The sequence below is a fragment of the Polaribacter sp. 11A2H genome (assembly GCF_011379025.1).
In the GTDB taxonomy this organism is placed as follows: Bacteria; Bacteroidota; Bacteroidia; order Flavobacteriales; family Flavobacteriaceae; genus Polaribacter.
The window spans coordinates 73,908-91,146 of sequence record NZ_WTLD01000008.1 but is presented as its reverse complement, the minus strand read 5'-3'; the positions used below and the strand labels follow the sequence as shown (position 1 = coordinate 91,146).

The window sequence follows — 17,239 nt, the reverse complement described above, 5'->3', positions numbered from 1 at the left end:
TTTATTGATAACGAGTATTAATCTCAATTTTTTAAAAGTACTATATTTTAATTAACTTGATTTTCAGTAGTTTGAATATTAATAAGTGTATTTAAAAGGTAGCTTTAATATAAAACCTCACAGATTTTTACAATCTGTGAGGTTTTATATTTGTGTTTTACAACGAGATTTTAATTAAAAGTAGTAGCCAATAGTATTTTTTCTTCTAATTCTAGTTGATGTTTTTCCGTTGTTTTTTCATCCCAAGAAAAATGAGTTTTAAATAAGTCTAAAACATATTCTTTATACAGAAACACGCTGTGTGTGTCAAAAAATAAACGTCCGGTTCTTCGCATAAAAAAGTCGGTAGGCGTGCAAGTCATTTCATAGTTTATGGTAAACCAAACTTCTGCAATGATCATTTTTTCTTGCATATTATCATGCATTAAATCATCAAATTTTTGCAAAATAATATCTGTTTGTTTTCCGTAATTATGTACTAAATATTCTGCATCTTTTCTATCGAAGTCTACTTCTGCAATTCTATTCTGAATAGCATCTGTATAAATTAATACTTCATGATAGTTCTCAAAAGTACCGCCAGAAAGTGCTATTTCCTTTGTTTTTATTTCTTCAAATTTTGTATCGAATCTGCGTTCATATTTCTTGGCAACTAAATCTACAATTCGTTCTGCCATTTTTCTATAACCGGTTAATTTACCACCAGCAATAGAAATCAATTCTGTATCAGAAACAAAAATTTCATCTTTTCTAGATAACTCAGAAGAAGACTTTCCTTCTTCATGAATTAAAGGTCGCAAACCTGCCCAAGAAGATTGAATGTCATCCAACGTAAGTTGTATATTTGGAAACATATTATTCACCGCAGAAATAAGATACGTAGCATCTACCAAATTGGTTTCTACATTATTTTTATCTAGTTGATAATTGGTATCTGTAGTACCAAAATAGGTAACTTTTCCACGCGGAATAGCAAACATCATACGTCCGTCTGGTACATCAAAGTAAACAGATTGTTTTACAGGTAATTTTTCATGAGCAACTACTAAATGAACTCCTTTTGTAAGGTGTAATCTTTTACCTATTTTAGAGTGATTAATTTGCCTTAATTCATCTACCCAAGGTCCGCAAGCATTTACTACATATTTAGCTTTAATTTCATATTCTTCATCAGAAAAAGTATCTATTACTTTTGCGCCAACAACCCTATTATCTTCATAAATAAAGGCTTTAGCAGCAGTGTAGTTTATAATTTTTGCATCGTAATTTAAAGCCGTTTTTAAAACTTCAATAGTTAAACGAGCGTCATCTGTTCTATATTCTGCATAATACCCAGCACCATTTAAAATGTCTTTTGGTAACAAAGGTTCTTTTTCTAAAGCTTCGGCTTTGTCTAACATTTTTCGTTTGTCTTCTCCTTCTACAGAAGCTAAAATATCGTATACTTTTAGTCCGATGGATGTTAGCCAAGAACCATACGTTCCTTCTTCTATTAAAGGTAAAATCATTTTTTCTGGCACTACTAAATGCGGAGCTAAATCATGTACAATTGCACGTTCTGTACCTACTTCTTTTACCAACCAAAAATCGAATTGTTTTAAATACCGTAAACCACCATGAATTAGTTTTGTAGATTTACTAGACGTACCAGAAGCAAAGTCGTTCTTTTCTATCAAAGCAACCTTCATTCCTCTAGAAGCTGCGTCTAGAGCAATACCTGCGCCTGTAATTCCTCCACCAATTATTAATAAATCAAATTCTGTTGATTGTAATTCTTTGGCAATATTTTCTCTATTGAAATAAGAAAAGTGACTCATATTTTAAGTTGAATTTATAAACGAATATTTATTTGAATGTTATCTTTAGCAAAATACAAAAAGCAAAACATTCAATTTGTCTTTTTAGTAATATTTTAGGAAACGTCTTTTTAACTTTTTTTTTAGACCATTTTCACTATTTTTATCAAAAATAAATAAAATGGCAATATCAGATTTATATACAACAGGAAAACATAAACAAGAAATAGGACATTTTGCAAATATTGTAAAAATTGCAAAAGCAGATGGAGATATTTCGGAAGGTGAAAAAGAACTATTAATTAGAGCAGGAAAAAACTTAAATATAACTTTAGAAGAATCTATTCTTATTTTAACAAACCCAGAAAAGTACCCAACAAATGCACCAGTTGGTTATGAGGATAGAATAGAACGTTTATATCGTTTGGCTAAAATGATTTTGGTAGACGGAGAAGCAAAATTAGTTGAAGTTCAATTGATGAGAAAAATAGCAATTCGCTTACATTTTTCACATGATAATGTAGAAAAAGTATGCGATGAAGCAATTCATTTAGTGCTAAATAACAATGATTTAGAAGATTTTACTAAGGCAATAAAATTAGTGAACAAGGATTAATTTTTAATTGCAAACAATTCACAACCTAGAGCTGTGGTTGTCCTGGATGGACGATCTTGCAGAGCAAGATTATGTAATTATTGATGATTTTATAGACAACAACCTTTATAAAGAAATTAAAAACTTCCTTTTTAAAAAAATAGATGTTTTTGATAAAGCAGGTATTGGTTCTCTTAACCAACACACAATAAAAAAAACCATTCGTGGTGATAAAACCTATTGGTTAAATAAAGACAGAGATACGGTTCTTAGTGGTTTTTGGAATTTATTAGAAGAAACTAAAAGCATCTTAAATAGGTATTGTTATCTAAGTTTATCTGGCCAAGAATTTCATTTAGCTCATTATCCTTCTGGAGGTTATTATAAAAGACATTTAGATCAATTTGAAGGTAGAAATAATAGAATGATTTCTATGATTATTTACCTTAATGATAATTGGGAAACAGAAAATGGTGGACAATTAGAAATTTTAGATAAAAATAAAAAATTACAATTAGTAGCACCTATTGCAAAAAGATGTGTTTTATTTAAAAGTGATAAAGTACCACATGCTGTTTTAAAATCTTTTAAAGACAGGTATAGTTTAACGGGTTGGTTGCTTTACCAACCAACAAGTTTAGGCCCGTTATTAGGGTAATTATATTTTTCTTTTTTATAAGTTACCCAAAACATTATTCTAATATTTGGGTAGGTAAACCATCAATACTGGTTTGGTTTTTATCTTTCCAGTATTGTGTAATACCTTCTTTTCCTTGTTCTGCGGCCCAATCATTTAACTCATTTCTCTCGCTTTTAAACTCGAAAAAAGGAATTGACATTCCGCAAGAAGTTTGTGCAGATTCTATAGTAATATCAAATATCTGACGCGTTCCTGGAGTTTCTGGAAACAGTGTAATTAAAGCATTCCAAGAAGCATCTCCCTCTTTAATTTCTTTTCCTTTACCATATAACCTAAGAATGTTTGGTGCACCATCAAAAGCACAAAACATAATGGTAATTCTATCATTTTCTAACAAATGTGCCGCAGTTTCGTTTCCGCTTCCGGTAACGTTTAACCATAAAACTCGGTTTTCATTCATCACTCTAAAAGAATCCATTCCTTTAGGAGATAAATTTATACGTCCAGAATTTGGAGCAGTAGCCACAAAAAAGATTTTCTGAGCTTCAATAAATTTTTGAAGTCTTGAGGTAATTTTGGTGTAAAATTTAGACATGCTGTAAATGGTTATAAGGTTGCTAATTTACAAATTATCGTTTTAATTGTTTATTTTAGGCAAAAAAATACTTTTTTTATGGAATATGGATTTCTTTCAGTAATACCACCAATTGTTGCCATCATTTTAGCCTTAAAAACCAAACAAGTATACATTGCTTTGTTATTTGGTATTTGGTTTTCTTGGTTGATAATAGAAGGCTTTAATCCGCTTGCGGGAACTTTAGCAATGATAGAAGGAATGGTAAACGTTTTTCAATCTAAAGGAAATACAAGAACCATAATGTTTAGTGCGTTGGTGGGTGCGTTGTTAATTTTTATTCAATATTCTAGAGGAGTAGAAGGTTTTATCAATATTATCAACAGAAAGTTAGTAAAATTAGAAGACAAAAAATCGGGTTACAGTAGAGTAGTGGTTCAGGTTTTGGCAACTTTTACCGGTTTACTTTTATTTGTAGAAACTAGTATTAGCTCACTAACAGTAGGTACTTTATACAGACCAATTTTCGATAAATTAGGCATTCCTAGAGAAAAACTAGCCTATATAGCAGATTCTAGTTCTGCGCCATCATCCATATTAATTCCCTTTAATGCTTGGGGAGCCTTTATAATGGGACTTTTATTAACACAAGGAATAGACAAACCTTTTCCTATGATGATGGCATCTATAAAATATAATTTCTACCCTTTATTAGCCATCGCAATTGTGTTTATTGTTATCCTTACAAAGAAAGATTTTGGACCAATGAAAAAAGCCGAAAAGAGAACCAAAGAAACAGGCGAATTAATGGACAAAGGTTCTAAACCAATGGTTTCAGATGAAATTACGTCATTTCCCCCAAAAGAAGGCATTCAAGCAAAAGCCTATAATATGATTGTACCGCTTTTGGTAATGGTTTGTATGATGCCCATAAACTTAATTTATACAGGTTGGAGTGCCGTAGAAAAATCTACCTCATTTTTTAATCATGTCTCAGAAGCAATTGGTAAAGGTTCTGGATCTTCCTCTGTGTTATATGCTGTAATTACGGCATTATTGGTTGCCATGGCAATGTATTTTATACAAGGAATTATGAAGCCAAAAGAAGCCGTTAATTTAACATTAAAAGGAATTAGTGAACTTATGCCATTAGCCTTGTTAATGTTGCTAGCATTTGCTATTGGAGACGCTTGTAAAGAATTAGAAACCGGAATTTATGTTGCCAATGTTACCAAAGAATGGTTGTCGCCAGAATTGTTGCCAGCAGTAGTTTTTATAATCAGTTCTTTTATCGCTTTTTCTACCGGAACCTCTTGGGGAACGTTTGCCATAATGTTGGCAATTTCAATACCTATGGCAAATATTCATGGAGCAGATGTAACTATTGTAGTTGCCGCAACTTTAGGTGGCGGAATTTTTGGAGACCATTGTTCTCCAATTTCCGATACTTCTATTATTTCTTCCATGGCATCCGCAAGTGACCATATAGACCATGTAAAAACACAATTACCGTACGCCTTGGTTGGTGGTGCAATTACAGTAATTATGTATTTAATTATCGGGTTTTTTGGGTAATATTATTAAGAATGAGTAACGAATGAAGTAATCTGTTTGTTATAACAATTTGGGCGTTACCACAAGGGTCGCGCTTTCCACTATATCTTTTTGTAAAAAACAAAAAGGATGCCGTTGCAATCGCTAACGCGGGCATATTTATAAACAAGTTGCAATTTCGTTTAGTCTGTCATTTCTAAATAAGTTTTTTTTAAGCGATTGAGAAACCTCACATTCAATTTGTCGTTTCGACCTTTTGGGAGAAATCACATAATGTTTGTTAATTTTTAGGACCACTGTTATGAGATTTCTCTTAACATCGAAGTGACAATTTTGGAGTTTATTCTGTTTTTTGGCGAACCTTTATAGAAAACATAATTGTATTAGAAAAGAACTAAAGGTTGAAAAAAGCATCATTTAAACCATAAATTTTTAAAATAACACTAACTATTTTTAATCAAAAAAATATAAATTTACAATATTATTTAATCAATCTAAATTAATAACGTTCTGAAACTCGACAATTATGAATAGAAAAAAATTTATACACTTATTAGGGTTAACTCCATTGATATTTCCTGTTTCAAAATTATTTGCCAATAATGATAATGAAAACCAGTATGAGAAGTTTTATTTTAAAGATGATGGAGTAATACCTAATAATAAATTACCATTACTACTTATTAAAGATGCTTTACCAAAAAACGAAAGGAACCCTAGTAAATGGTTTATAAAAACTTTTGAATCTAATAACTGGACAAATTCTTGGACAAACGGTATCTATTCTTTTCACCACTACCATAGTACCTCACATGAAGTTTTAGGAATATATTCTGGTGAAGCGATCATTCATTTAGGTGGAGAACAAGGAGAAAAAGTTAAAGTTACCAAAGGAGATGTAATTATTATACCTGCTGGTGTTGGTCACAAAAAAATTGAAAGTTCAAATCTTGGTGTAGTAGGTGCATACCCTGATGGTCGTGACTGGGATTTAATGAGAGGCTCTAAAGGAGAGCGACCAGCTGCAGATAATAATATATTGTCACTTCCAATACCTAATGAAGATCCGCTTTTGGGTAAACTTGGTGGATTACTCAATATTTGGGTTTAAAGCAAAGAGTTAAAAGTTAATTATAATTAAGGTTTTATATTATACAATTCTATTAATAGCAATTGAGAAATCTCATAACCAGTTTGTCATTTAGACTTTTTAGGAGAAATCACATAAGGCTTTTTCATTTTTGTGTTATACCAAATGAATTTAATCGGTCATTTTAATGTTTATTTGGTATTATCACTGTAATGCGACTTCTCCTAACGTAGAAGTGACAATTTTGGAGCTTTTTGAATCCTGCATTAAAATAAAAAACCTCTTTAAGTTTTAAAACTTAAAGAGGTTGATAAACTATATATTAAATATTTTTTTATTCAGCTAAAATACCACGCTTTTTAATTTCATCAATCATACGTAAAGCACCTTCTTTAATAGTGTTTTCTTTAAAGATAAACGTTTTTTCGTATAAAGTGTTTCCTTCAAAAAAAGTAACCTGAAAACGGTTGTTTAATTTGAATAACTCTGGTTGAATAAACTCAATCTTAGCAAAAGAATTTGCTGGAAGTTTGTCTAATTTTTTACGAAATAAAGAGGTTATTTTAGTTTCAGAAAAACCTTGCGTAACAACCACCATCATTTCTAAATCTACATTTTTATTATTGATAATGTAAACATTCCAATCGTTGGTGTTATAAATATCGTTAAATTCATAAACGATGGCCATTTCTACATCTGTAACTTCTGGTATATGTATGTCTTTTTTCATAGAGAATAATCAAGAAAATAATTTGTTTATGTCTTTGTAGTTTGATGTAATTACCCCTTTTAAATTATTGATTATAAGGTGTTCAAAAACAGTATCAACACCGTATTTATCAAAAAGATTTATGGGCTCAAAAACTAAGTGAGTTAGTTTTGTAAAATACAAATCGCAAAACAAATTGATGTTTAATTTTTTGCAAATATACTCTTTTTCTATAGCCTCTTCTAGCAAAGGTTTTAAGTTGCTTTTTATAAAATTATCTTTAAATTCTATAAAAGCGGCATCTGCATTGTGATGATATTTTTTAATTCCGTATAAAAAAGCAGGTTGAACGTAGTTTAAATATTGAAAACTATTTTTCTGAATTAAGATTATTTTTTCAATAGGATCTTTTGTGGTTTTCAGAATTTTATCTACTTCATGTAGGTGTTTTTCAATAATAAGACGAACCCCTTTAGAAATGAGTTCGTCTTTAGTTTTAAAGTGTTTGTAAATGGTTTTTTTAGAAATACCAAGTTCAGAAGCGAGCTCGTTCATAGAAAAACGCTTGCTTCCAAACTTGATAAAGTTTGTAATAGAACATTCTATAAGTTCTTGTTTACTAACCATTTTAAGTTATTATTTTAAACCTCCACCCAAAGCTTCGTATAAGTTAACAACAGATTGTAATTGTTGTAATCTACTACCAATTACTTTAATTTCTGAGCTTAATGCACTTTGTCTTGCTGTTAATAAGTCTAAATAAGTTGCATAACCATTCTTTAATAATTCTTCAGAATTTGTTTCTGCTTTACGTAAAGCTTCTACTTCATTCTTTAAGAATTCGTACTTTTTGTTTTCAGAATTAAAAGAATACAATGCATTAGAAACTTCGTTCCCGGCAACTAATAAGGTCTTTTTAAACCTTAAAAGCGCTTGTTCTTGTTGTGCAATAGCAACTTCTTTTTGTGTTTTTAGCTTTCGCTGATTAAAAAGAGGTTGTGTTAAACCACCAACAATGTTAGCGAATATTGAGTTTGCATTAAATAATTTATCAAATTCTAAACTTTGCAATCCACCAGCAGCTGTTAATCTAAATGATGGGTATAAGCTACTTCTAGCAACATTTGTTAATTCGAAAGCACTAATTAAACCATATTCTGCAGCCATAACATCTGGTCTATTGCTTAATAATTGCGATGCAACACCTATTTTCATATCAGCATTTATAGTTTGATTCTCTAAACTACTTCTTTTAACTTCTTGCGGAGTTTTACCTAATAAAATACTTAATGTATTTTCTGCTCTAAATAATGCCACTTCTAAATCTACTTCTAATGCTTTGGCATTGTTGTATTGTGCAATATTTTGATCTACTGCAATCTGGTTTGTTAAACCTGCCTCTTTTAAAGCTTTAATAGTTTCTACCCCTTTTTCTCTTGTTTTAATAGATGTTTTGGTAACTTCTAATTGTGCATCTAGAGCTAAAATATTATAATAAGTAGCAGCAATGCTAGAAATTAATTGAGTTTTTACAGCTTGATGACCGGCAACACTTTGTAAAAAAGCAGCTTGTGTTGCACGTTTATTGCTACGTATTTTTCCCCAAATATCAGCTTCCCAAGAAAGGTTTGCAGTAATATCCCATTGATCCGTAGAAGTGTTTGTTAAAAACGACCCAAATTGTGTGTTTTTAGACAATTCTTGATGTGTAAGATTTGTACCAACACTTAAAGTAGGTAAATAACCTGCTTTACCTTGTTTAACATATGCCTCGGCTGCAACTATTTGTTGAATTGCAATTCGAATGTCCATATTGTTTTGCAATCCTTCTTCTATATATTGCTGTAAATAAGTATCGGTAAACAACGTTTTCCAAGATACATCTGCCATAGATATACTATCTGATGGCAAATTATCTGTTCTGTACAAGTTTTCTGTTTCTTCTACTGTAGGTCTTGTGTACTCTTTAGCAACAAAACAACTTTGTAACGTAAAAGCCATTACAGCTACAACGACTCCTTTTTGAAGGTTTTTATTTTTTATAATTGATATCATCTTATGCTTCTTCATTTTGTTCAGAAATAACTGCTGGTTTACTAGAAACTTTTTCTTGTAACCATTGAAATAATATAAATAGTATTGGAATAACAAAGACTCCTAATATCGTTCCTATCAACATTCCTCCAACGGCACCTGTACCAATAGAGTTGTTTCCTTCAGATCCAACTCCTTTTGCTAATACTAATGGCATTAAACCAAGTATAAAGGCAAATGAGGTCATTAAAATAGGACGTAAACGAGATTTTGCTCCATGTATAGCTGCATCAGAAATACTTTCTCCATTTTTTCGTCTTTGTAGCGCAAACTCCACAATTAAAATGGCGTTCTTGGCGAGCAGACCAATTAACATGATTAAAGCAATTTGGAAATAAATATTGTTTTCTAATCCGAAAAAATAGGTACTTATATAGGCTCCAAATACACCAAAAGGAAGTGATAATACTACTGCAAATGGTAATAAATAACTTTCGTATTGTGCACTTAATAAGAAGTATACAAAAAGAATACTTAAAGCAAAAATAAATATAGTTTGGTTACCCGCACTTACTTCTTCTCTTGTTAAACCAGAATAGGCAATAGTATAGTTACTTGGTAATTTTGCAACTTCTTCTTCTATAACTCTAATAGCATCTCCAGTACTAAAACCTTCGTTTGTAGCACCTGTTATGGTGGTAGAATTAAATAAATTGAAACGCGTTACCGATTGTGGCCCATATACACGTTCTAGTTTTACAAATTGTGTAATTGGTGTCATTTCACCAGAATTTGTTCTTACATACATGCTATTTAAATCATCTACCGTTGCTCTATCATCTGGTAATGCTTGAATATACACTCTAAATTGTTTTCCGAATTTAGAAAAATCGGATGCATAAACTCCACCAATATAACCTTGTAATGTAGAGAAAATACTATTAATAGGCACTCCTTTTTCTTTTGCTAATGGTACATTAATATCCATTTCATATTGTGGATAACTAGTGTTAAAAGAAGATTGCGCATATTTTACTTCTGGGTGTTTCATTAAAGCCATTGCAAATTCTTTATTTGCTTTGTCTAAGTCTTTAAATTCTCCTCCAAATTTATCTAGTAAATTTACTTCAAAACCGGCAGAGTTACCAAAACCACGAATACTTGGTGGCGAGAAGAAAATTATATTTGCTTCTGGTATTCCTGCTACAACTCCAAATAATTTACCTGTAATTGCTTGTACAGAAGTAGATGGATCTTCACGATCACCCCAATCTGCTAATTTTATAATACCAAATCCGTAATTACTACCCGCTCCACTAATTAAACTTCTACCTTTAATAAAGTTGACGGCAACAATACCTTCAATACCATTTATTTTATTGTACAAATCTTTAGAAACTGCATTTGTTCTATCTAAAGAAGAACCTGCTGGTAACTCTATATTTGCAAAAATAATTCCTCTATCTTCATTAGGTACAAAACCTGTTGGTGTTTGTTCTGATGCCCAAAAAATACCTACAATAGCTAACACTAATAATAAACCAGATATCCATTTTCTTTTGTATAAGAAATGTAACGATTTTCCATATCTTTCTACAGTAGCGTTAAAACCACGATTAAACAGTGTGTAAAAACGTTTTAAAGGGCTTTTACCTTTTAATTCTTTATCTTCTTTATGTGGTTTTAATAATAAAGCACATAATGCCGGACTTAAAGTTAAGGCGTTTACTGCAGAAATAAGGATTGCAATAATTAAGGTAACTCCAAATTGCTCATAAAAAACTCCTGTTGGACCAGAGATAAAAGTTACCGGAATAAATACAGCTGCCATTACCAAAGTAATAGATATAATAGCTCCAGAAATTTCGTTCATGGCAATTAAGGTTGCTTTTTTAGCACTCTTTTCTCCTTCATCTAACTTGGCATGTACGGCTTCTACAACCACAATGGCATCATCTACCACAATACCAATAGCAAGTACTAATGCAAATAGCGTTAATAAGTTAATTGAATACCCAAAAACATTTAAGAAAAAGAAAGTACCAATAATAGAAACGGGTACAGCTATTGCTGGAATTAAGGTAGATCTAAAATCTTGTAAGAAGATAAATACCACTAAGAACACCAATAAAAAGGCTTCTAATAAGGTATGAATTACTTTTTCTATAGAGGCGTTTAAAAATAAACTAGTATCATAAGGAACAAATACATCTAAGCCTTCTGGTAAGTCTTTTTTAACAGCTTCTAAAGTTACTTTAATGTTTTCTATAATTTCTCTTGCATTAGATCCTTTAGTTTGAAAAATACCCATAAAAACGGCAGGATGTCCTTTACTCATAGCATTAGATGCATAAGATTGCGCATCTAATTCTATTTTAGCAACATCATTTAAACGCAAAAATTGTCCGTTACCTAATGCTTTTATAATAATATCTCCATATTGTTTTTCTTCTTTAAAACGACCACTATAGGTTAATGTGTATGAAAATGATTCTCCACTATTTTGTCCCAAAGATCCAGCTGCTGCTTCTAAATTTTGTTCTTTTAAAGCTGCTGTTATATCCGAAGGGATTAAATTATAGGCTGCTAATTTTTCTGGCTTTAACCAAATTCTCATAGCATAATCTTGTTGAGAGAATACACTAACATCTCCAACACCACTAATACGCTGTATAGCAGGAATTACATTTATCTTTAAATAATTCTGAATAAAAGTAGCGTCGTAGTTGTCGCTTTCAGAATACATAGAAATAAACATTAATGCACTTGTTTCTTGCTTTTGCGTGGTTACACCTGTTTGTACAACCTCTGCAGGTAATAAAGGCGTTGCTCTAGCTACACGGTTTTGAACGTTTACTGCAGCAATATCTGCATCTATTTCTTGGTTAAAATAAACAGTGATTTCTGCGGTACCTGTATTAGATGCCGTAGAAGTAATGTACGTCATACCTTCTACACCATTAATTTGTTCTTCAATAGGTACAATTACACTTTCTAAAACAGTTTCTGCGTTGGCTCCGGCATAAGAGGCAATTACCTTTATGGTTGGTGGAGCAATATCTGGGTACTCTTCTATAGGTAAGCTTGTAATACTTATAACTCCAAGCAAAACAATGATAATAGAAATTACGGTTGAAAGAACGGGTCTTTCAATAAATGTTTTTAACATAACTAAATAAGTTTATGGTTTGCTAGTTTTTAAATAAAGTTTCAATAGGTTTAATTGCATCATCAAAAGAGATTTCTTGTGGTGTAATAGCGGCACCATTTCTTAATTTACCAACACCAGTTGTTACAATTTTATCTTTTAAATCTACACCAGATGCTACAACATATAAATTGTCTACTATTGCTTTCACTTTAATAATAGAAGTTTCTACGGTGTTACCTTCAGCTACTTTAAACAACATAATATTTCCTTGTTGTTCATAAGTTGCTTGTTGTGGAATAACAATTGCATCTTCATAAATTGTTGGAATTTGAATTTTACCACTATTTCCATTAGATAATAGTTGGTTTGGGTTGTTAAAAACAGCTCTTAAACTAACAGTACCTGTACTTTTATTTACTTGTCCTGTGCTTGTTTCTATTTTACCTTTTTCTGCATACGTGCTTCCGTTTGCTAATACTAGATTTATTGCAGCATAATTTGCTAATTTTTCTTCTAAGTTTTTGCCTTCAGCATTTTGTAAAAAGTCTAAATACTCACTTTCGTTTAAACTAAAAAAAGCATATACTTTACTAATATCACTAACGGTTGTTAATGGAGTTGGATCTGCAGGACTTACCAATGCACCTTCTCTATAATTAATAGCACCTACATAACCATCTACTTGACTTCTTATGGTTCCGTAAGCAATACTTGCAGAAACACTACTATAGTTTGCTTTAGCTTGTGCTAAATTTGCTTTTGCAGTTTCTAATTGAACCGAACTAATAATGTTTTTTTCTACTAACGGTATTAATTTATTTACTTCTACTTGTGCAACATTAATACGTGCTTTTGCTGCACCTGCATCTTGACTTAAAGACTGTGTTTCTAATCTAAATAATACTTGCCCTTTACGTACTTTCTGACCTTCGTCTACCATTACTTTTTGTATGTATCCAGAAACTTTTGCTCTTACAGCACTGTTTACAACTCCCTCTAAACTTGTTGGGTATTCTTTAAAACCTGTAACTGTTTTAGGCTGCATGGTAACTACAGGAAAAGAAGGTGCAGGACCTTGTGCTACAGCTGCTGTTGGTTGCTCTTTGTTTGTACAACTTGCAATTACTAAAAATACACTTAGTGATAGTAATGGTAATAATTTATAATGTTTCATTTTTAATCTTGGTTTAAATATCAAATTTATTATTGGCTAGTTTTAATCTTAATTCTTTTACAGAGGTTGTTGCTCCGTCTATAAATTTTATATAGTCATCATGAAAAGTCAAATCGAACTTTTCTTCTTTATTTTCAATTTTTTTGGTGTTAATGGTTTCTTTATAATTTTTTATTTCTAAATGCATTTCACGTTCTTCTTCCCACTTATCTATCATACTATCTATATGTTGGAGTACCATACCTTTATTAATGATAAAATATTTTTTTCGATCACCCGTTTTGGTGAAATACACAATCTTATTTAAGTCTTGTAAATGATTTAGGTGTGTAGAAATGGTACTTTTGCTTGCACAAAGTATGGTTACCATGTCTTCAAAAGTGGTTCCTTTTTTACCTGTTAAGATGATGTAAGATAAAATACGAGCAGCAACAGGTGCTAAATGTTCTCTGTCTTCTAAATGGACACCTAGTTTTTCTACCAAGCCCATTTTTACTTTGCAAATTTTTTCTTTCATTTTCTTTGCTTTAACACTGTTTTTGAACATTAATTATCCATGTACAGTAAAATTCGGTGCAAATATATATTTTTAGTTCGGAACAAACCGAACTTATCGAAGTTATTTTTTTGTTCAAGAAAAAAGCCGATAGAAATATCGGCTTTAAGTTTTGTAATATGTAAGTCTAAAATGTGTTTATTAACCGCTAAAAGCGGATAAAGGTCTAGATAATAAGCTTTTTAAAAATTTTTCTTTTGTAACTATAGAATTACCAAAGTTTATAAAACTCTTCTTTAGAGATAACGTCTCCGTCACATTCATCTATCGTTAAAGTTCCTTCACACAAACCACCAAACTCATCTTCTAGATGATCTTCGTTATATTTAGTCACTTTTTCGTTTTTATAAACAGTAATTTGTTTTAAAACTTCGTCTGCATCATTGGTTTCAAAATACCAAGTTGAGGTTCCCCAATCTGCATATTCATCATCTCTTTCTTCATCCCAAAATTGTGAAAAGTATTTCATTATATAAATTATTTTTTATTATTAAAATTTACAATACCTATTATACAAACATCTTAACTCTTTCCTTACTTAAAAGGTTAGAAATTTTATAAAACAGATTTAAATTGTTCTAAGAAACGTTTATCGTTTTCATAAAACATTCTAATATCTGGTATTTGGTATAACAACATGGCAATACGTTCTATTCCCATTCCAAAAGCATAACCAGAGTATTTTGTTGGATCTATATTTGCATTTTTTAATACATTAGGGTCTACCATTCCGCATCCCATAATCTCTAACCAACCGGTACCTTTTGTAATTTTATAATCTGTTTCTGTTTCTAATCCCCAATAAATATCTACTTCTGCACTTGGCTCTGTAAACGGAAAATAAGAAGGACGTAAACGTATTTTAGATTTACCAAACATCTCTTTAGTAAAGTATAAAAGTGTTTGTTTTAAATCGGCAAAAGAAACATCTGTATCAATATACAAACCTTCTACTTGATGAAAAATACAATGTGCTCTTGCAGAAATGTCTTCATTTCTAAAAACTCTACCTGGAGAAATTGTTCTTATCGGTGGTTTATTTTCTTCCATATATCGTACTTGTACAGAAGATGTATGTGTACGTAATAAAATATCTGGATCTTGTTCTATAAAAAACGTGTCTTGCATGTCTCTTGCCGGGTGATATTCTGGCAAGTTTAAGGCAGTAAAGTTATGCCAATCATCTTCTATCTCTGGACCTTCTGAAACCGTAAAACCAATTCTGTTAAAAACATCAATAATTTGGTTTTTTACCAATGAAATTGGATGACGAGAACCTAAGTTAATAGGCTCTGATGGGCGAGATAAGTCTCCATAAAAAGATTTATGACTTGTAGTACTGTCTAAAGACTCGCTTAACTCGGCAACTTTTCCTTCTGCAGATTTCTTTAAATTATTTAATGCTTGTCCAAAATCTTTACGCAACTCTGCGTCTACATTTTTAAATTCAGCAAATAAATCCTTAAGTAAGCCTTTGCTACCTAGGTATTTAATTCTAAAAGTTTCAACTTCTTCTTTTGTGCTTGCATTAAATGATTTTACATCACCAATCAGTTCTTTTACTTTATCTAACATTACATACTAAATTAGATGGCGAATTTACACATTTTTATTTTTGTTGAATCTAATTTTGAGCTGAATACTTACAAATTATTAATGTTCTAAACTAGAAAATTAATATATTGTAAGTTATATAAAACAGTATAATAATGAAAGAAAATATCTTATCTAATTTAAAAACGTATGCTTTTAAGGAGGTAACTTTTGATAAATTAATGCAAAATAGAATTAATAAGGTATTAATAGTTTGTTCTAACTACGATTTTTATATGCTTGAAGAAGATGGTAGAATTGAAGAACGAATTTTTAATGAATACACTTCTTTAAACCTAAGGCATCCACCAAACTTTATTCATGCAAATTCTGCTAAGAGAGCAATTAAAATGATGGAGACTCACCAAATAGACATTGTTATTACTTGGTTAGATATTGGTAATTACAATGCTTTTGAAACTTCAAAAAAAATTAAAGAAGCATACCCAAATGTTCCAATAGCAGCTTTAAGTCATCATTCTTCTCAATTAAGAAGTAAATTACAAAAAGAAAATACAGATAGTATAGATTTTGTTTTTCATTGGAATGGTAATGCAGATATATTTTTGGCAATTATTAAATTAACTGAAGATAGAATGAATGCTGAAGTTGATATTAATACGATTGGTGTTAAAGCCATTTTATTGGTAGAAGATTCACTGAAGTTTTATTCTAGATATATTCCGCTTATCTATAAAGTGATTCTTAAACAAACACAAGGATTAATGTCTGAAGGATTAAACGAGCATAGAAAAATGCTGTTAATGCGAGGGAGACCAAAAATTTTATTAGCCACTACTTTTGAAGAAGGTATTGAATTATTTGATACGTACAAAGAAAATTTACTAGGTGTAATATCTGATGTGAATTACTTTAAAGACGGAGTTAGAAACAAAGAAGCAGGTTTTTTATTATTAGATTATGTAAGAAAATATAAACGTTATTTTCCTTTTTTAATGCAATCATCTAATGAAAATAATGAGAGGCGAACGTTAGAATTGAAAGGTAAATTTTTATATAAACACTCAGAAACTTTAGGAGTTGATATTAAAAATTACATTATAAAATACTTTGCTTTTGGAGATTTCGAGTTTTGGGATCCTACTCAAATGAAAGTTTTAGCAACAGCTAAAGATTTAGGAGAATTTCAAAGAGCTATAAAGAAAGTTACTGAAGATTGTTTGATGTATCACGCAAAAAGAAGTGAGTTTTCTAAATGGTTAAAATCTAGAGCGCTGTTTCCTTTAGCAGATTTATTGAGCGTTATAGAATATGATGAATTTGAAAACAATGGTCAAATAAGAGATTTCTTACTTAATTCTATTAAGTCATATTTAGTTTATAGATCTAGAGGTGTAATTGTAAAGTTTAACAAAGATAAATACGATGAGTTTGTTGGTTATGCACGAATTGGTGAAGGTGCTTTAGGAGGTAAAGCAAGAGGTTTAGCTTTTATAGATTCCTTTTTAAAACGCAATAATTTATATAACAAATATAAAAACGTAAGTATTACTATACCAAGAACTGTTGTAATAAGTACAGAAGTTTTTGATCAGTTTATAGAAACCCATAAACTAATAAAATTTGCAGCAAAATGTACAGATGATGATAAAATATTAAACGAATTTATTTCTAAAGATTTACCAGAATGGGCTTTAGAAGATATTAGAGCATTTTTAAAAACCACTACTTGTCCTATTGCAGTAAGATCATCTAGTATGTTAGAAGACTCAAATTATCAGCCTTTTGCAGGTGTTTTTGCAACCTACATGA

General features: G+C 30.8%; 15 protein-coding genes. 5 read left to right on the top strand and 10 right to left on the bottom strand.

The features are described 5' to 3' along the window. Positions 1-170: 170 nt before the first annotated feature. Entirely contained in the window at positions 171-1,817 is a 1,647-nt protein-coding gene (locus GQS58_RS11615; RefSeq protein WP_166386038.1) for a glycerol-3-phosphate dehydrogenase/oxidase, read from the bottom strand. A gap of 160 nt (positions 1,818-1,977) precedes the next feature. Here GQS58_RS11615 and GQS58_RS11610 point away from each other — a divergent pair, with 160 nt between their 5' ends. Both GQS58_RS11610 and GQS58_RS11605 read left to right on the top strand, forming a co-directional pair. Continuing rightward, positions 1,978-2,412 carry a TerB family tellurite resistance protein gene (locus tag GQS58_RS11610; RefSeq protein WP_166386035.1) on the top strand — a complete coding sequence of 145 codons (435 nt, stop codon included), beginning with the start codon at positions 1,978-1,980 and terminating at the stop codon, positions 2,410-2,412. 46 nt (positions 2,413-2,458) lie between these two features. Further along, on the top strand, positions 2,459-3,049 hold the full coding sequence (locus GQS58_RS11605) for a 2OG-Fe(II) oxygenase (protein WP_166386033.1): 591 nt from the start codon (positions 2,459-2,461) through the stop codon (positions 3,047-3,049). Between the two features lie 34 nt (positions 3,050-3,083). On the opposite strand, the gene GQS58_RS11600 is transcribed toward GQS58_RS11605, so the two are convergent. Then, on the bottom strand, positions 3,084-3,626 hold the full coding sequence (locus tag GQS58_RS11600; RefSeq protein WP_166386031.1) for a pyridoxamine 5'-phosphate oxidase family protein: 543 nt from the start codon (positions 3,624-3,626) through the stop codon (positions 3,084-3,086). A gap of 78 nt (positions 3,627-3,704) precedes the next feature. On the opposite strand from GQS58_RS11600, the gene GQS58_RS11595 reads away from it, so the two are divergent. Both GQS58_RS11595 and GQS58_RS11590 read left to right on the top strand, forming a co-directional pair. Further along, positions 3,705-5,180: a Na+/H+ antiporter NhaC family protein gene (locus GQS58_RS11595; RefSeq protein WP_166386029.1), complete on the top strand. Its 1,476-nt coding sequence runs from the start codon at positions 3,705-3,707 to the stop codon at positions 5,178-5,180. A 505-nt stretch (positions 5,181-5,685) separates the two neighbouring features. Further along, on the top strand, positions 5,686-6,270 hold the full coding sequence (locus GQS58_RS11590) for a cupin domain-containing protein (RefSeq protein ID WP_166386027.1): 585 nt from the start codon (positions 5,686-5,688) through the stop codon (positions 6,268-6,270). 313 nt (positions 6,271-6,583) lie between these two features. On the opposite strand, the gene GQS58_RS11585 is transcribed toward GQS58_RS11590, so the two are convergent. The 8 genes from GQS58_RS11585 to pheS all read right to left on the bottom strand — a co-directional run bounded on the left by GQS58_RS11585 (position 6,584) and on the right by pheS (position 15,448). Beyond that, positions 6,584-6,979, bottom strand: coding sequence for a hypothetical protein (locus GQS58_RS11585; RefSeq protein WP_166386025.1), 396 nt, complete (start codon positions 6,977-6,979; stop codon positions 6,584-6,586). 9 nt (positions 6,980-6,988) lie between these two features. Further along, on the bottom strand, positions 6,989-7,585 hold the full coding sequence (locus tag GQS58_RS11580; RefSeq protein WP_166386023.1) for a TetR/AcrR family transcriptional regulator: 597 nt from the start codon (positions 7,583-7,585) through the stop codon (positions 6,989-6,991). A 9-nt stretch (positions 7,586-7,594) separates the two neighbouring features. Further along, entirely contained in the window at positions 7,595-9,013 is a 1,419-nt protein-coding gene (locus GQS58_RS11575; RefSeq protein WP_166386225.1) for an efflux transporter outer membrane subunit, read from the bottom strand. A gap of 1 nt (position 9,014) precedes the next feature. Further along, complete coding sequence (locus GQS58_RS11570; RefSeq protein WP_166386021.1) at positions 9,015-12,161, bottom strand: efflux RND transporter permease subunit; 3,147 nt, start codon at positions 12,159-12,161, stop codon at positions 9,015-9,017. A 22-nt stretch (positions 12,162-12,183) separates the two neighbouring features. Then, positions 12,184-13,317, bottom strand: a complete 1,134-nt coding sequence (locus GQS58_RS11565) for an efflux RND transporter periplasmic adaptor subunit (protein ID WP_166386019.1) — start codon at positions 13,315-13,317, stop codon at positions 12,184-12,186. A 13-nt stretch (positions 13,318-13,330) separates the two neighbouring features. Further along, positions 13,331-13,834 (bottom strand): GbsR/MarR family transcriptional regulator, encoded by a 504-nt coding sequence (locus tag GQS58_RS11560; RefSeq protein WP_166386017.1) that lies wholly within the window; start codon positions 13,832-13,834, stop codon positions 13,331-13,333. A gap of 250 nt (positions 13,835-14,084) precedes the next feature. After that, the gene (locus tag GQS58_RS11555; protein ID WP_166386015.1) at positions 14,085-14,342 is read right to left on the bottom strand and encodes a hypothetical protein; all 258 of its coding nucleotides are present in this window, start codon (positions 14,340-14,342) and stop codon (positions 14,085-14,087) included. 86 nt (positions 14,343-14,428) lie between these two features. Beyond that, positions 14,429-15,448: a phenylalanine--tRNA ligase subunit alpha gene (gene pheS / locus GQS58_RS11550; protein ID WP_166386013.1), complete on the bottom strand. Its 1,020-nt coding sequence runs from the start codon at positions 15,446-15,448 to the stop codon at positions 14,429-14,431. A 134-nt stretch (positions 15,449-15,582) separates the two neighbouring features. Between pheS and GQS58_RS11545 the strand changes: the two genes are divergently transcribed. Continuing rightward, positions 15,583-17,239 (top strand): PEP/pyruvate-binding domain-containing protein (locus GQS58_RS11545; protein ID WP_317168376.1); only part of this gene is annotated, 1,657 nt, incomplete at its 3' end.

What these genes read in the sequence shown, in the direction of transcription:
- GQS58_RS11615 (WP_166386038.1), bottom strand. Translation starts at nt 1,817, where the DNA reads ATGAGTCACTTTTCTTATTTCAATAGAGAAAATATTGCCAAAGAATTA.
- GQS58_RS11610 (WP_166386035.1), top strand. Translation starts at nt 1,978, where the DNA reads ATGGCAATATCAGATTTATATACAACAGGAAAACATAAACAAGAAATA.
- GQS58_RS11605 (WP_166386033.1), top strand. Translation starts at nt 2,459, where the DNA reads ATGGACGATCTTGCAGAGCAAGATTATGTAATTATTGATGATTTTATA.
- GQS58_RS11600 (WP_166386031.1), bottom strand. Translation starts at nt 3,626, where the DNA reads ATGTCTAAATTTTACACCAAAATTACCTCAAGACTTCAAAAATTTATT.
- GQS58_RS11595 (WP_166386029.1), top strand. Translation starts at nt 3,705, where the DNA reads ATGGAATATGGATTTCTTTCAGTAATACCACCAATTGTTGCCATCATT.
- GQS58_RS11590 (WP_166386027.1), top strand. Translation starts at nt 5,686, where the DNA reads ATGAATAGAAAAAAATTTATACACTTATTAGGGTTAACTCCATTGATA.
- GQS58_RS11585 (WP_166386025.1), bottom strand. Translation starts at nt 6,979, where the DNA reads ATGAAAAAAGACATACATATACCAGAAGTTACAGATGTAGAAATGGCC.
- GQS58_RS11580 (WP_166386023.1), bottom strand. Translation starts at nt 7,585, where the DNA reads ATGGTTAGTAAACAAGAACTTATAGAATGTTCTATTACAAACTTTATC.
- GQS58_RS11575 (WP_166386225.1), bottom strand. Translation starts at nt 9,013, where the DNA reads ATGATATCAATTATAAAAAATAAAAACCTTCAAAAAGGAGTCGTTGTA.
- GQS58_RS11570 (WP_166386021.1), bottom strand. Translation starts at nt 12,161, where the DNA reads ATGTTAAAAACATTTATTGAAAGACCCGTTCTTTCAACCGTAATTTCT.
- GQS58_RS11565 (WP_166386019.1), bottom strand. Translation starts at nt 13,317, where the DNA reads ATGAAACATTATAAATTATTACCATTACTATCACTAAGTGTATTTTTA.
- GQS58_RS11560 (WP_166386017.1), bottom strand. Translation starts at nt 13,834, where the DNA reads ATGAAAGAAAAAATTTGCAAAGTAAAAATGGGCTTGGTAGAAAAACTA.
- GQS58_RS11555 (WP_166386015.1), bottom strand. Translation starts at nt 14,342, where the DNA reads ATGAAATACTTTTCACAATTTTGGGATGAAGAAAGAGATGATGAATAT.
- pheS (WP_166386013.1), bottom strand. Translation starts at nt 15,448, where the DNA reads ATGTTAGATAAAGTAAAAGAACTGATTGGTGATGTAAAATCATTTAAT.